22 protein-coding genes are annotated in these 13,676 nt (G+C 67.1%); all 22 read right to left on the bottom strand.

Annotated elements, in window-relative coordinates; genetic code table 11:
• Positions 1-64: 64 nt before the first annotated feature.
• The 22 genes from rplO to fusA all read right to left on the bottom strand — a co-directional run bounded on the left by rplO (position 65) and on the right by fusA (position 13,619).
• A complete protein-coding gene (gene rplO / locus AC5RVZ_RS01915; RefSeq protein ID WP_494064094.1) occupies positions 65-658 on the bottom strand; it encodes a 50S ribosomal protein L15 in 594 nt (197 codons plus the stop codon).
• Entirely contained in the window at positions 658-843 is a 186-nt protein-coding gene (gene rpmD, locus AC5RVZ_RS01910; RefSeq protein WP_060960260.1) for a 50S ribosomal protein L30, read from the bottom strand. The genes rplO and rpmD overlap by 1 nt, the downstream gene beginning before the upstream one ends.
• Positions 843-1,529 carry a 30S ribosomal protein S5 gene (gene rpsE, locus AC5RVZ_RS01905; protein ID WP_494064093.1) on the bottom strand — a complete coding sequence of 229 codons (687 nt, stop codon included), beginning with the start codon at positions 1,527-1,529 and terminating at the stop codon, positions 843-845. The genes rpmD and rpsE overlap by 1 nt, the downstream gene beginning before the upstream one ends.
• On the bottom strand, positions 1,526-1,885 hold the full coding sequence (rplR, locus tag AC5RVZ_RS01900; protein ID WP_494064092.1) for a 50S ribosomal protein L18: 360 nt from the start codon (positions 1,883-1,885) through the stop codon (positions 1,526-1,528). Before rplR ends, rpsE begins: the two co-directional genes overlap by 4 nt.
• 2 nt (positions 1,886-1,887) lie before the next feature.
• A complete protein-coding gene (gene rplF, locus AC5RVZ_RS01895; RefSeq protein ID WP_494064091.1) occupies positions 1,888-2,424 on the bottom strand; it encodes a 50S ribosomal protein L6 in 537 nt (178 codons plus the stop codon).
• Positions 2,425-2,430: 6 nt separating this feature from the next.
• The gene (rpsH, locus tag AC5RVZ_RS01890; protein ID WP_494064090.1) at positions 2,431-2,829 is read right to left on the bottom strand and encodes a 30S ribosomal protein S8; all 399 of its coding nucleotides are present in this window, start codon (positions 2,827-2,829) and stop codon (positions 2,431-2,433) included.
• Between the two features lie 89 nt (positions 2,830-2,918).
• Positions 2,919-3,509 (bottom strand): 50S ribosomal protein L5, encoded by a 591-nt coding sequence (gene rplE, locus AC5RVZ_RS01885; RefSeq protein ID WP_494064089.1) that lies wholly within the window; start codon positions 3,507-3,509, stop codon positions 2,919-2,921.
• 2 nt (positions 3,510-3,511) lie between these two features.
• Positions 3,512-3,871 carry a 50S ribosomal protein L24 gene (gene rplX, locus AC5RVZ_RS01880; protein ID WP_494064088.1) on the bottom strand — a complete coding sequence of 120 codons (360 nt, stop codon included), beginning with the start codon at positions 3,869-3,871 and terminating at the stop codon, positions 3,512-3,514.
• 2 nt (positions 3,872-3,873) lie between these two features.
• A complete protein-coding gene (rplN, locus tag AC5RVZ_RS01875) occupies positions 3,874-4,242 on the bottom strand; it encodes a 50S ribosomal protein L14 (RefSeq protein WP_292709660.1) in 369 nt (122 codons plus the stop codon).
• Positions 4,239-4,571 (bottom strand): 30S ribosomal protein S17, encoded by a 333-nt coding sequence (gene rpsQ / locus AC5RVZ_RS01870; RefSeq protein WP_494064087.1) that lies wholly within the window; start codon positions 4,569-4,571, stop codon positions 4,239-4,241. Before rpsQ ends, rplN begins: the two co-directional genes overlap by 4 nt.
• Positions 4,571-4,885: a 50S ribosomal protein L29 gene (rpmC, locus tag AC5RVZ_RS01865; protein WP_494064086.1), complete on the bottom strand. Its 315-nt coding sequence runs from the start codon at positions 4,883-4,885 to the stop codon at positions 4,571-4,573. The genes rpsQ and rpmC overlap by 1 nt, the downstream gene beginning before the upstream one ends.
• A complete protein-coding gene (gene rplP / locus AC5RVZ_RS01860; RefSeq protein WP_067354305.1) occupies positions 4,885-5,304 on the bottom strand; it encodes a 50S ribosomal protein L16 in 420 nt (139 codons plus the stop codon). The genes rpmC and rplP overlap by 1 nt, the downstream gene beginning before the upstream one ends.
• Positions 5,304-6,047 (bottom strand): 30S ribosomal protein S3, encoded by a 744-nt coding sequence (gene rpsC, locus AC5RVZ_RS01855; protein ID WP_494064085.1) that lies wholly within the window; start codon positions 6,045-6,047, stop codon positions 5,304-5,306. The genes rplP and rpsC overlap by 1 nt, the downstream gene beginning before the upstream one ends.
• The gene (rplV, locus tag AC5RVZ_RS01850) at positions 6,047-6,466 is read right to left on the bottom strand and encodes a 50S ribosomal protein L22 (RefSeq protein WP_494064084.1); all 420 of its coding nucleotides are present in this window, start codon (positions 6,464-6,466) and stop codon (positions 6,047-6,049) included. Before rplV ends, rpsC begins: the two co-directional genes overlap by 1 nt.
• Before the next feature lie 25 nt (positions 6,467-6,491).
• Entirely contained in the window at positions 6,492-6,773 is a 282-nt protein-coding gene (gene rpsS, locus AC5RVZ_RS01845; RefSeq protein ID WP_494064083.1) for a 30S ribosomal protein S19, read from the bottom strand.
• 12 nt (positions 6,774-6,785) lie between these two features.
• Positions 6,786-7,625: a 50S ribosomal protein L2 gene (gene rplB, locus AC5RVZ_RS01840; RefSeq protein WP_494064082.1), complete on the bottom strand. Its 840-nt coding sequence runs from the start codon at positions 7,623-7,625 to the stop codon at positions 6,786-6,788.
• Positions 7,626-7,651: 26 nt separating this feature from the next.
• Positions 7,652-7,957 carry a 50S ribosomal protein L23 gene (gene rplW / locus AC5RVZ_RS01835; protein ID WP_494064081.1) on the bottom strand — a complete coding sequence of 102 codons (306 nt, stop codon included), beginning with the start codon at positions 7,955-7,957 and terminating at the stop codon, positions 7,652-7,654.
• On the bottom strand, positions 7,954-8,616 hold the full coding sequence (gene rplD / locus AC5RVZ_RS01830; RefSeq protein ID WP_494064080.1) for a 50S ribosomal protein L4: 663 nt from the start codon (positions 8,614-8,616) through the stop codon (positions 7,954-7,956). The genes rplW and rplD overlap by 4 nt, the downstream gene beginning before the upstream one ends.
• Positions 8,617-8,621: 5 nt before the next feature.
• Positions 8,622-9,281 carry a 50S ribosomal protein L3 gene (gene rplC / locus AC5RVZ_RS01825; protein ID WP_494064079.1) on the bottom strand — a complete coding sequence of 220 codons (660 nt, stop codon included), beginning with the start codon at positions 9,279-9,281 and terminating at the stop codon, positions 8,622-8,624.
• 11 nt (positions 9,282-9,292) lie between these two features.
• Complete coding sequence (gene rpsJ, locus AC5RVZ_RS01820; protein WP_194397473.1) at positions 9,293-9,601, bottom strand: 30S ribosomal protein S10; 309 nt, start codon at positions 9,599-9,601, stop codon at positions 9,293-9,295.
• A 506-nt stretch (positions 9,602-10,107) separates the two neighbouring features.
• Positions 10,108-11,301 (bottom strand): elongation factor Tu, encoded by a 1,194-nt coding sequence (gene tuf, locus AC5RVZ_RS01815; protein ID WP_494064078.1) that lies wholly within the window; start codon positions 11,299-11,301, stop codon positions 10,108-10,110.
• A gap of 203 nt (positions 11,302-11,504) precedes the next feature.
• On the bottom strand, positions 11,505-13,619 hold the full coding sequence (gene fusA / locus AC5RVZ_RS01810; RefSeq protein ID WP_494064077.1) for an elongation factor G: 2,115 nt from the start codon (positions 13,617-13,619) through the stop codon (positions 11,505-11,507).
• Between the last annotated feature and the right edge of the window lie 57 nt (positions 13,620-13,676).

The raw sequence follows: 13,676 nt of genomic DNA, 5'->3' as shown, positions 1-13,676 counted from the left end.
ATGCCGACGTCCAGGGTAACCCAGAGGGGGCCGGAGCAAGCTCCGACCCCCACTGTGTAGACGATTACTCGACCGGGCTCTCCACGGCCTGGACGGCCGTCACGGTGCCGCCGGCGGCGACGATCTTCTGCTCGGCGGAACCCGAGACCTTGTCGACCGACACGTTCAGCTTCACCGAGATGTCTCCGGTGCCGAGCACCTTGACCTTCTCGTTCTTGCGCACCGCACCCTTGGCGACCAGGTCGCTCACGGTGACGTCGCCACCGGCCGGGTACAGCTCCGCGAGCTTGTCCAGGTTCACGACCTGGTACTCGACGCGGAACGGGTTCTTGAACCCGCGCAGCTTCGGGGTGCGCATGTGCAGCGGCATCTGGCCGCCCTCGAAGCCGGCGCGGACCTGGTAGCGGGCCTTCGTGCCCTTGGTGCCACGGCCGGCGGTCTTGCCCTTCGAGCCCTCACCGCGACCCACGCGGGTCTTGGCGGTGTTGGCGCCGGGGACCGGACGCAGGTGGTGGACCTTCAGCACGCCCGGACGCGACACGGGCGCGTCCTTCTTCTCGGCATCCTTCTTGGCGGGAGCCTTCTTGGCAGCCGGCTTCTTGGCCGGAGCCTTCTTCTCGACGACCTCTTCGGTCGTCTTCTCGGCCTTGTCAGCCATCAGTCGATCTCCTCAACCTTGACGAGGTGCGCGACGGTCTTGACGTAACCGCGCGTCTGCGCGTCGTCGGGGCGGACGACGGAGTCGCCGATCCGCTTGAGACCCAGCGAACGCAGCGTGTCGCGCTGGTTCTGCTTCTCGCTCACCTTGGACTTGATCTGCGTGACCTTCAGACGCGCAGCCATCAGACACCTGCCTTCGCAGCGGCCGCGGCCTCAGCCTCGGCACGGACGAGACGCGCGGGGGCGACCTGGTCGAAGTCGAGGCCACGACGCGCGGCGACCGCACGCGGCTCCTCGAGCTGCTTCAGCGCCTCCACCGTCGCGTGGACGATGTTGATCGTGTTGGACGAGCCGAGCGACTTCGACAGCACGTCGTGGATGCCGGCGCACTCGAGCACGGCACGCACGGGACCACCGGCGATGACACCGGTACCCGCAGCGGCCGGGCGCAGCAGCACCACACCGGCGGCGGCCTCACCCTGCACCGGGTGCGGGATGGTCGAGCCGGCACGGGGCACGCGGAAGAAGTTGCGCTTGGCCTCCTCGACGCCCTTCGAGATCGCCAGCGGCACCTCGCGGGCCTTGCCGTAGCCGACGCCGACCACACCGTTGCCGTCGCCGACGACGACGAGCGCGGTGAAGCTGAAGCGACGGCCGCCCTTGACGACCTTCGACACGCGGTTGATGGTCACGACACGCTCGAGGAACTGGCTCTCGTTGCGGTCACGCCCGCCGCGCTCGCGGTTCGGGTTGCGCTCGCGACCGCCGCGACGCGGCTCGCGCTCGCGCTCAGCGGGCGCGGTGGCCGCCTCGGCCGGAGCCTCGGCAGCAGCCTGCTCGGTCACGTTGTTCTCCTTGATTTCGCTCACAGGTTCAGACCTCCCTCGCGGGCGCCCTCGGCGATCGCCGCGACACGGCCCGCGTAGCGGTTGCCGCCGCGGTCGAACACGGCGGCCGAGACGCCGGCGGCCTTCGCGCGCTCGGCGAGCAGCTCGCCGACCTTACGGGCCTTGGCGGTCTTGTCCGCGTCGGTCGTACGCAGATCGGTTTCGAGGGTCGACGCCGAGGCCAGCGTGTGGCCCTTGCTGTCGTCCACGAGCTGCACGAACACGTGGCGCGACGAACGGGTGACGACCAGGCGGGGACGCTCGGGGGTGCCGACGACCTTCTTGCGAAGGCGGGCGTGACGACGCGCGCGCGCGTCGGACTTCGACTTCACGGCCATGGTTACTTACCAGCCTTTCCGGCCTTGCGCCGGACGACCTCGCCGGCGTAGCGCACACCCTTGCCCTTGTACGGCTCGGGCTTGCGGATCTTGCGGATGTTGGCAGCCGCCTCGCCGACGGCCTGCTTGTCGATGCCGCTCACGGTGAGCCTGTTGTTGCCCTCGACCGTGAAGGTGATCCCGGCGGGCGGGTCGACCAGCACCGGGTGCGAGAAGCCGAGCGCGAACTCGACCGAGCCGCCCCTCTGCGCCACGCGGTAACCCGTGCCGACGACCTCGAGGCCCTTGGAGTAGCCCTGGGTGACACCGATGATGTTGTTGTTGATGAGCGTGCGGGTCAGGCCGTGCAGCGAGCGCGACTCGCGCTCGTCGTCGGGACGGGTCACCAGAACCTGGTTCTCCTCGACCTTGACCTCGATGGGACGGGCCACGGTGAGCGACAGCTCGCCCTTGGGGCCCTTGACGGCGACATCCTGGCCGTTGACCGTGACGGTCACACCGGCGGGGATGTCGATCGGAAGACGACCGATACGCGACATGTCAGATCACCACACGTAGGCGAGGACTTCCCCACCCACGCCCTTCTGCTCTGCCTGGCGGTCCGTGAGGAGACCGGAGGAGGTGGACAGGATCGCGACGCCGAGCCCGCCGAGAACCCGCGGGATCTCGTTGGACTTCGCGTACACGCGGAGGCCGGGCTTGGAGACGCGCTTGATACCGGCGATCGACCGCTCGCGGTTCGGGCCGTACTTGAGCGTCAGCGTGAGGGTCTGGCCGACGCGGGCGTCCGAGACGGCCCAGTCGGAGATGTAGCCCTCCTGCTTGAGGATCTCGGCGATGTGGGTCTTGAGCTTCGAGCTCGGCAGCGACACGGAGTCGTGGTGCGCCGAGTTCGCGTTGCGCAGACGGGTCAGCATGTCTGCGACCGGGTCTGTCATTGTCATGGATTGTTTCCTTCGTTCACCAGGTTTCGACGCCCTTTACAAGAACGCCGACCTGTGGTGGATGCCGGGCCGGGCGGCCCGGCGCTGTGTCACGCCTGAGCGTCGTCCGAACGGAACGGGAAGCCGAGGTGGCGCAGGAGCGCGCGTCCCTCGTCGTCGGTGGTGGCCGACGTCACGATCGTGATGTCGAACCCGCGCACGCGGTCGATCCGGTCCTGGTTGATCTCGTGGAACACCGACTGCTCCTGGAGACCGAACGTGTAGTTGCCGTGACCGTCGAACTGCTTGGCCGACAGGCCGCGGAAGTCGCGGATGCGGGGCAGCGCGAGGTTGACCAGGCGGTCCAGGAACTCCCAGGCACGGTCGCCGCGGAGGGTGACGTGCGCGCCGATGGGCTGCCCCTCACGCAGCTTGAACTGCGCGATCGACTTGCGAGCCTTGGTCACGACCGGCTTCTGGCCGGTGATCTTGGTGAGGTCGTCGACCGCGCCCTCGATCACCTTGCTGTCGCGAGCGGCCTCGCCGACACCGGTGTTCACCACGACCTTGACCAGGCCGGGGATCTGCATGACGTTGCGGTAGCCGAACTCGTCCTGCAGCTTCTGCTGGATCTCGGCCTTGTACTTCTGCTTCAGGCGGGGCTGGATCTTGCCAGCCTCCACGGCAGTGGCGGTGCTCATATTCAGAGGTCCTTGCCTGACTTCTTCGCGTAGCGCACGCGGACCGTGCGCTTGACGCCGTCCTTGACCTGCTCCTCGACGCGGTGGCCGACGCGGGTCGGCTTCTTGGTCGAGGGGTCGACGAGGGCGACGTTGGAGATGTGGATCGGGGCTTCCATCGTCTCGATGCCGCCCGTCTTGGTGCCGCGCTGGGACTGGCCCACGCGGTTGTGCTTGGTGACGTAGTTCACGCCCTCGACGATGACGCGGTTCTGCTCGGCAAGGACCTCGAGGACCTTGCCCTGCTTGCCGCGGTCGCCGCCGCGCTCGGGCTTGGCGCCCGAGATGACCTGAACCAGGTCGCCCTTCTTGATCTTCGCCATGATCAGATGACCTCCGGGGCGAGCGAGACGATCTTCATGAACTTCTTGTCGCGAAGCTCACGGCCGACCGGCCCGAAGATGCGGGTGCCGCGGGGCTCCCCGTCGTTCTTCAGGATGACGGCGGCGTTCTCGTCGAACTTGATGTAAGAGCCGTCGGGACGACGGGTCTGCTTGACCGTGCGGACGACGACCGCCTTGACGACGTCGCCCTTCTTGACGTTGCCGCCGGGGATCGCGTCCTTGACCGTCGCGACGATGATGTCGCCCAGGCCGGCGTAGCGACGGTTGGAGCCGCCGAGCACGCGGATCGTGAGCAGCTCCTTGGCACCGGTGTTGTCGGCGACCTTGAGGCGGGACTCGTTCTGAATCACTTGGCCTTCTCCAGAATCTCCACCAGACGCCAGCGCTTGGTGGCGCTCAGCGGGCGGGTCTCGTTGATGAGGACGAGGTCGCCGATGCCGGCGGTGTTGTCCTCGTCGTGCGCCTTGACCTTGGAGGTGCGGCGGATGACCTTGCCGTACAGCGGGTGCTTCACGCGGTCCTCGACCTCGACGACGATGGTCTTGTCCATCTTGTCGCTCACGACGTAGCCGCGGCGCGCCTTGCGGTAGCCACGGGCGTCGGCGTCGCGCACGTCGTGCTCGGCGGACTCGTGTCCCTTGGTCTCGACCGCGTCCGCGGCCTTCTTGGTTGCAGCCATCACTCGGCCTCTTCCTTCGCGGCCTCGTCAGCGGCATCCGCCTTCTTGGCCTTGCTCTTCTTCGCCTTCGTCGCCGTCTCCAGCGGAGCGGGCGTGGCACGGATGCCGAGCTCGCGCTCGCGGATCACGGTGTAGAGCCGCGCGATGTCGCGCTTGACCGCACGGATGCGGCCGTGGCTCTCGAGCTGGCCGGTGGCCGACTGGAAGCGCAGGTTGAACAGCTCTTCCTTGGCCTTGCGCAGCTCCTCGACGAGACGCTGGTCTTCGAACGTGTCGAGCTCGCTCGTGGCGAGCGTCTTGGTGCCGATCGCCATTACGCGTCGCCCTCCTCGCGCTTGATGATGCGTGCCTTGAGAGGCAGCTTGTGGATGGCACGGGTCAGCGCCTCGCGAGCCAGCTGCTCGTTGACGCCGGCGACCTCGAAGAGGACGCGACCCGGCTTGACGTTCGCGACCCACCACTCCGGCGAGCCCTTACCCGAACCCATGCGGGTCTCGGCGGGCTTCTTGGTGAGCGGGCGGTCGGGGTAGATGTTGATCCACACCTTGCCGCCACGCTTGATGTGACGGGTCATCGCGATACGAGCGGACTCGATCTGACGGTTCGTCACGTACGCGGGCGTGAGGGCCTGGATGCCGAACTCGCCGAAGGAGACCTTCGTGCCGCCGGTGGCCTGGCCGTCGCGCTTGGGGTGGTGCTGCTTGCGGTACTTGACCTTGCGGGGGATGAGCATTACGCCGACGCTCCTTCTGCCACGGGGGCCTCGTTGCGACGCGGGCGGCGGTCGCCGCGCTCACGCGCCGGCTTCTGGTTGGCCTGCTCGCGCGCGAGCTCCTTGTTGGTCAGGTCGCCCTTGTAGATCCACACCTTCACGCCGATGCGGCCGAAGGTGGTCTTCGCCTCGTAGAAGCCGTAGTCGATGTTCGCGCGCAGCGTGTGCAGCGGCACACGACCCTCGCGGTAGAACTCCGAGCGGCTCATCTCGGCGCCGCCGAGGCGGCCGGAGACCTGGATGCGAACGCCCTTGGCGCCGGCGCGCTGCGCGCCCTGCAGACCCTTGCGCATCGCGCGGCGGAACGCCACACGTGCGGTGAGCTGCTCGGCGACGCCCTGCGCGACGAGCTGAGCGTCGGCCTCGGGGTTCTTCACCTCGAGGATGTTCAGCTGGATCTGCTTGCCGGTCAGCTTCTCGAGGTCGGTGCGGATGCGCTCGGCCTCGGCGCCGCGGCGGCCGATCACGATGCCGGGACGGGCCGTGTGGATGTCGACGCGGACGCGGTCACGCGTGCGCTCGATCTCGATGCGGCTCACGCCCGCGCGGTCGAGGTTCGACTGCAGGAGCTTGCGGATCTTGATGTCCTCGGCGACGTAGTCGGCGTAGCGCTGGCCCGGCTTCGTCGAGTCCGAGAACCACCGCGACACGTGGTCCGTGGTGATGCCGAGGCGGAAGCCGTACGGGCTGACTTTCTGTCCCATTACTTGCTCGCCTTCTTGCTCTTGTTACCGGTTGCCGAGCTCGTCGAGGCAGCGGCCGTCTCGGCCACCTCCGGGGTCGACAGCACGACCGTGATGTGGCTGGTGCGCTTCTTGATCTGGAACGCGCGGCCCTGGGCGCGGGGCTGGAAACGCTTGAGCGTCGTGCCCTCGTCGACGTACGCGTTCTTCACGTACAGGTCCTGCTCGTCCAGGTACTCGCCGTCCTTGTCGGCCTTCACGCGAGCGTTCGCGATCGCCGAGGCGACCAGCTTGTAGATCGGCTCGCTCGCACCCTGCGGCGCGAACTTGAGGATGGCCAGGGCCTCCTCAGCCTGCTTGCCCTTGATGAGCGCGACGACGCGACGAGCCTTCTGAGGGGTCACGCGGATGTGTCGCACGCGTGCGATGGACTCCACCATTTCTGTCTCCTCTTGCGTCACCGCGTCAGCGGCGACGGCCCTTCTTGTCGTCCTTCACGTGACCGCGGAAGGTGCGGGTGGGCGCGAACTCGCCCAGCTTGTGGCCGACCATGGTCTCGGTCACGAACACGGGGATGTGCTTGCGACCGTCGTGCACGGCGATCGTGTGGCCCAGCATGGCCGGGACGATCATCGAGCGACGTGACCAGGTCTTGATGACGTTCTTGGTGCCGGCTTCGTTCTGCGAGGAGACCTTGCGAAGCAGGTGCTCGTCGACGAAGGGGCCCTTCTTAAGGCTGCGAGGCATCTTCCTCTACTCCTACTTGCGCTTCTTGCCGGCGTTGCGACGGCGAACGATGTACTTGTCGCTTTCCTTGTTCGCGTGGCGGGTGCGGCCCTCAGGCTGACCCCACGGCGAAACCGGGTGACGACCACCGGACGTCTTGCCCTCACCACCACCGTGCGGGTGGTCGACCGGGTTCATGGCGACACCGCGGACGGTCGGGCGGACGCCCTTCCAGCGCTTGCGGCCGGCCTTGCCCCAGTTGATGTTCGACTGCTCGGCGTTGCCCACCTCGCCGACGGTCGCGCGGCAGCGCGCGTCGACGTTGCGGATCTCACCCGAGGGCAGACGCAGCTGCGCGTACGGGCCGTCCTTGGCGACCAGACGCACCGAGGCGCCGGCCGAGCGGGCGAGCTTGGCGCCGCCGCCGGGACGGAGCTCGATCGCGTGGACGACCGTACCGGTGGGGATGTTGCGCAGCGGCAGGTTGTTGCCGGGCTTGATGTCGGCGCCGGCACCCGACTCGACGATGTCGCCCTGCTGGAGCTTGTTCGGGGCGAGGATGTAGCGCTTCTCGCCGTCGAAGTAGTGCAGCAGCGCGATGCGCGCGGTGCGGTTGGGGTCGTACTCGATGTGCGCGACCTTGGCGTTGATGCCGTCCTTGTCGTTGCGACGGAAGTCGATCACACGGTACTGGCGCTTGTGTCCACCGCCGATGTGGCGGGTGGTGATGCGGCCCTGGTTGTTGCGGCCACCGGACTTGGCGAGCGGGCGCAGCAGCGACTTCTCGGGCGTCGATCGGGTGATCTCGGCGAAGTCGGCCACCGACGAGCCGCGGCGACCCGGGGTCGTGGGCTTGTACTTGCGAATAGCCATAGTTCTCTCGTCCTTCGTCCCGACCGTCAGCCGACTGCCGTGAAGATGTCGATGGTGCCCGACTTCAGGGTCACGATGGCGCGCTTGGTGTCCTTGCGCTTGCCGGTGCCGAAGCGGGTGCGACGGGCCTTGCCCACGCGGTTGATGGTGTTCACCGACGCGACCTTGACGCCGAAGATCTTCTCGATGGCGAGCTTGATCTCGGTCTTCGAAGCGCGCGGGTCCACGAGGAAGGTGTACTTGCCCTCGTCGATGAGCCCGTAGCTCTTCTCCGACACGACCGGCTTCAGGATGATGTCGCGCGGGTCCTTGTTGACGGCGATGGTGCTCATGCCGAGACCTCCTCGGTGGCGCCGGACTTCGACGCGACGAAGGCGTCGTAGGCGGCCTTGGTGAAGACGATGTCGTCCGAGACGAGCACGTCGTAGGCGTTCAGCTGGTCGAACGTCAGCACGTGCACGTACGCGAGGTTGCGCACGCTCAGGATGCTGAGGTCGTCGGTGCGGTCGACCACGACCAGGACGTTCTTGGTCGCGCCGAGGGCGGCCAGGACCGCGGCGGCGGCCTTGGTCGAGGGGGCGCCGTCGATGCCGAACGACTCCACGATGTGGAGACGCTCGCCGCGGGTGCGGTCGCTGAGCGCGCCGAGCAGGGCGGCCGCGATCATCTTCTTGGGCGTGCGCTGCGAGTAGCTGCGCGGCTTGGGGCCGTGCACGATGCCACCGCCGGTCATGTGCGGCGCGCGGATCGAGCCCTGACGGGCGTTACCCGTGCCCTTCTGCTTGAAGGGCTTGCGGCCGGCGCCGGAGACCTCGCCGCGACGCTTGGTCGAGTGCGTGCCCTGGCGAGCCGCCGCGCGCTGCGCGACGACGACCTGGTGGATCAGCGGGATGTTCGTCTTGACGTCGAACAGCGCGGCGGGCAGCTCGACCGAGCCGGCCTTGTTGCCGTCTGCCTTCACGACGTCGAGCGCGAGAGTCGAGTCAGCCATGGAGATCAGGCACCCTTCACTGCGTTGCGGACGTAGACGGTGCGGCCGCGCGCGCCGGGGACGGCGCCCTTGACGAGCAGCAGGCCCTTCTCGGCGTCGATGGCGTGCACCGTGAGGTTGAGGACGGTCACGCGCTCGCCGCCCATGCGGCCGGCCATGCGCATGCCCTTGAAGACGCGGCTCGGCGTCGACGAGGCGCCGATCGAGCCGGGCTTGCGGTGGTTGCGGTGCGCACCGTGCGAGGCGGAGACGCCCTTGAAGTTGTGGCGCTTCATGACACCGGCGGTGCCCTTGCCCTTGCTGGTGCCGACGACGTCGACCAGCTGGCCGGCCTCGAACGTGCCGTCCACCGTCAGCTCCTGACCGAGTGAGTAGTCAGCAGCGTCCGCGGTGCGGATCTCGGTGAGGTGACGACGCGGGGTGACACCGGCGGCCTCGAAGTGGGCCGTGAGGGGCTTGTTCACCTTGCGGGGGTCGATCGGGCCGGCCGCGATCTGCACGGCGCTGTAGCCGTCCTTCTCGGGCGTGCGGACCTGGGTGACCACGTTCGGCGCGATCTCGATGACCGTGACGGGGACGAGCTTGCCGTTGTCGTCCCACACCTGGGTCATGCCGAGCTTGGTGCCCAGGAGGCCCTTGGAAACCTTTTCGTTGATGTGTGCCATGGTCGTCGTCCTCAGAGCTTGATCTCGATGTTGACGTCGGCCGGCAGGTCAAGGCGCATCAGCGAGTCGACGGCCTTGGGCGTCGGGTCGACGATGTCGATCAGACGCTTGTGGGTGCGCATCTCGAAGTGCTCGCGGCTGTCCTTGTACTTGTGGGGGGAACGGATCACGGGGATCACGTTCTTCTCCGTCGGAAGGGGCACGGGTCCGACGACGGTCGCGCCCGCACGGGTCACGGTGTCGACGATCTTCCGCGCCGAGGAGTCGATGACCTCGTGGTCGTACGACTTCAGGCGAATGCGGATCTTCTGTCCCGCCATTTGTCTGCTCACTCTCTTTCTCGCGTCTTACCGTCCCGGTCGGCCCGGGGGCATTGGACGCCCGGTGGCGCTCGCGCGCCATGGCACTTCTTCCTCGCGGCCGCTCGGTTCCCGAGCTTGTCGAGGGATGCTGCACCGCTGTTCTGATGTCAATCCGGATGCCGCGCCGAAGCGTCGCTCCCGGCATCCGCTGTCCGACCGCGCGCGGAACGTGTTCCGCGCTGGAGGGATTTGAGATGTGGTGGTTCTGCTGCCCGCGGCCTAGGTCTCCGCGCTTTCGCGCTGCCTATGCACTGCCCTGGCAGTGATCCGGCGCACGCCACAAGGGGCACCGGAATGTGGAACCTCGCTAGTCTACGTGCCGCCCGGGCGTGTCGCAAACTCGGGCGTGTCGCGACGCCGGTATGCTCGGCGGCTTCCCAGCCTCGTCGCATCTTGCCGTGCGCGTGACAGACGAAGGGGCCGGGCTCTTGCGAGCCCGACCCCTCTGACGCTGTCGCGGAGACTTACTTCAGGATCTTCGTGACCGTGCCGGCGCCGACGGTGCGGCCACCCTCACGGATCGCGAAGCCGAGGCCCTCCTCCATGGCGATCGGCTGGATCAGCTCGACCGTCATGTCGGTGGTGTCGCCGGGCATGACCATCTCGGTGCCCTCGGGCAGCGTGATGACGCCGGTGACGTCGGTGGTGCGGAAGTAGAACTGCGGACGGTAGTTCGTGAAGAACGGGTTGTGACGGCCGCCCTCCTCCTTGGACAGGATGTACGCCGTGCCCTCGAAGTTGGTGTGCGGGGTGACCGAGCCGGGCTTGACGACGACCTGGCCGCGCTCGACGTCGTCACGCTTGGTGCCGCGCAGGAGCAGACCACAGTTCTCGCCGGCCCACGCCTCGTCGAGCTGCTTGTGGAACATCTCGATACCCGTGACGATCGTCTTCTGCGTCGGGCGCAGACCCACGATCTCGACCTCGGAGTTCAGCGCGAGGGTACCGCGCTCGGCGCGGCCGGTGACGACCGTGCCACGACCGGTGATGGTGAAGACGTCCTCGATCGGCATGAGGAACGGCTTGTCCTTGTCGCGCACCGGGTCGGGGATCGACGAGTCCACGGCCTCCATGAGGTCGAGGATCGACTGCGTCCACTTCTCGTCGCCCTCGAGAGCCTTCAGGCCCGAGACGCGGACGACCGGCGCGTTGTCGCCGTCGAAGTCCTGCGACGACAGGAGCTCGCGGACCTCGAGCTCGACGAGCTCCAGGATCTCCTCGTCGTCGACCATGTCGGCCTTGTTCAGCGCGACGAGCAGGTAGGGGACGCCGACCTGCTTGGCGAGCAGAACGTGCTCACGCGTCTGCGCCATCGGGCCGTCAGTGGCCGCGACGACGAGGATCGCGCCGTCCATCTGGGCGGCACCGGTGATCATGTTCTTGATGTAGTCGGCGTGACCCGGGGCGTCGACGTGTGCGTAGTGACGCTTGGGGGTCTCGTACTCGACGTGCGAGATGTTGATCGTGATGCCGCGCTGACGCTCCTCGGGAGCCGAGTCGATCGACGCGAAGTCGCGCTGCACGTTGGTGGCCGACGGGTACTTGTCGGCGAGCACCTTCGAGATCGCGGCGGTGAGCGTGGTCTTGCCGTGGTCGACGTGACCGATCGTTCCGATGTTCACGTGCGGCTTGGTCCGCTCGAACTTGGCCTTAGCCACTGGGTCCTCCTCAGGACGGTCGTGTAGAAGTTCCGGGCACTGGTTTGCGACCGGTCGTCTACGGGGATGTCTCTCAGCTTAGTGGAGAGGGTTCTGGTGGTTCGGTGTGAGTCTCGCTCCGGCGGCTCGGCCGCCTACTGGACTACCGATATTGAGTTGTGGAGCGGATGCCGGGGGCGCGGTGCCCCCGGCATCCGGAGCGATCACTCGCCCTTGTTCTTCTGGACGATCTCGTCGGCCACGGCACGAGGGACCTCGGCGTAGCTGTCGAACTCCATCGAGTACACCGCGCGGCCCGAGGTCTTCGAGCGCAGGTCGCCGATGTAGCCGAACATCTCGGACAGCGGCACGAGTGCACGCACCACCTTGACGCCGGCGGCGTCCTCCATCGACTGGATCTGACCGCGACGGGAGTTCAGGTCGCCGATGACGTCGCCCATGTACTCCTCGGGAGTACGCACCTCGACCGCCATGAGCGGCTCGAGGAGCACGGGGTTCGCCTTGCGGACGGCCTCCTTGAAGCCCATCGAGCCGGCGATCTTGAACGCCATCTCGGACGAGTCCACATCGTGCGACGCACCGTCGATGAGGGTCGCCTTGACGCCCACCATCGGGTAGCCGGCGAGCACGCCGACCTGCATGGCGTCCTGGAAGCCCTGGTTCGTCGGCTCGATGTACTCGCGCGGGATGCGACCGCCGGTGACCTTGCTCTCGAACTCGTAGGTCTTGTCGGCCGTGACCTCGAGCGGCTCGAGCGCGAACTGGATCTTCGCGAACTGGCCGGAACCACCGGTCTGCTTCTTGTGCGTGTAGTCGTGGCGCTCGACGGTCTTGCGGATCGTCTCGCGGTACGCCACCTGCGGCTTTCCGACGTTCGCCTCGACCTTGAACTCGCGCTTCATGCGGTCCACGAGGATGTCGAGGTGCAGCTCGCCCATGCCCTTGATGACCGTCTGGCCGGTCTCGGCGTTCTGCTCCACGCGGAACGTCGGGTCCTCCTCGGCCAGCTTCTGGATCGCAAGACCCAGCTTCTCCTGGTCGGCCTTGGTCTTGGGCTCGATCGCGACCTCGATGACGGGCTCGGGGAACGTCATCGACTCCAGGACGACCTGGTTCGAGGCATCCGACAGGGTGTCACCGGTGGTGGTGTCCTTCAGGCCGATCACCGCGTAGATGTGGCCGGCGGTCACCGAGTCGACCGGGTTCTCCTTGTTGGCGTGCATCTGGAAGATCTTCCCGATGCGCTCCTTCTTGCCCTTGGTCGCGTTGACGACCTGCGCGCCGGACTCGAGGTGACCCGAGTAGACGCGGATGTAGGTGAGGCGACCGAAGAACGGGTGCGACACGATCTTGAACGCCAGGGCCGCGAACGGCTCGTCGCGGTCGGCGTGACGCTCGATGATCTTCTCTTCGTCCTTCGGGTCGTGCGCCTCGATGGCGGGCACGTCCAGAGGCGAGGGCAGGTAGTCCACGACCGCGTCGAGCATGGGCTGCACGCCGCGGTTCTTGAACGCCGAGCCGCACAGGACCGGGAAGACCTCACCGGCGATCGTGAGCTTGCGGATCGCGCCCTTGATCTCCTCGGGGGTGAGCTCCTCGCCGCCGAAGTACTTCTCCAGCAGCGCGTCGTCGGACTCCGCGACGGTCTCGAGCAGCTTCTCGCGCCACTCGGCGGCCTTGTCGACGAGGTCGGCCGGGATCTCCTGGATCTCGTACTTGGCACCCATCGTCACGTCGCCCTTGGCGTCGCCGGGCCACACGAGGGCGCGCTGGTAGATGAGGTCGATGACGCCGACGAAGTCGTTCTCGACGCCGATCGGGATCTGCAGCACGAGGGGCTTCGCCTTCAGGCGCGAGATGATCGTGTCGACGGTGAAGTAGAAGTCGGCGCCCAGCTTGTCCATCTTGTTGACGAAGCAGATGCGCGGGACGTCGTACTTGTCGGCCTGACGCCACACCGTCTCGGACTGGGGCTCCACGCCCTCCTTGCCGTCGAAGACGGCGACGGCGCCATCGAGCACGCGCAGCGAGCGCTCCACCTCGACGGTGAAGTCCACGTGGCCGGGCGTGTCGATGATGTTGATCTGGTTGCCCTCCCAGAAGCAGGTGACGGCAGCCGAGGTGATGGTGATGCCGCGCTCCTGCTCCTGCTCCATCCAGTCGGTGGTGGCAGCGCCGTCGTGCGTCTCGCCGATCTTGTGGTTGACGCCCGTGTAGAAGAGGATGCGCTCGGTCGTCGTCGTCTTGCCGGCATCGATGTGCGCCATGATGCCGATGTTGCGGACCTTGTTGAGGTCGGTGAGCACGTCTTGTGCCACGGGGTCTTCCTTACCTGTTGGAGGTGGTCTGGGTGGGCGCTCCGTCTCGCTCGAGTG

It is taken from the genome of Arthrobacter sp. Cza30, assembly GCF_059090765.1.
The sequence above is the reverse complement of the archived record's forward strand: the minus strand, read 5'-3'. Positions and strand labels throughout refer to the sequence as shown.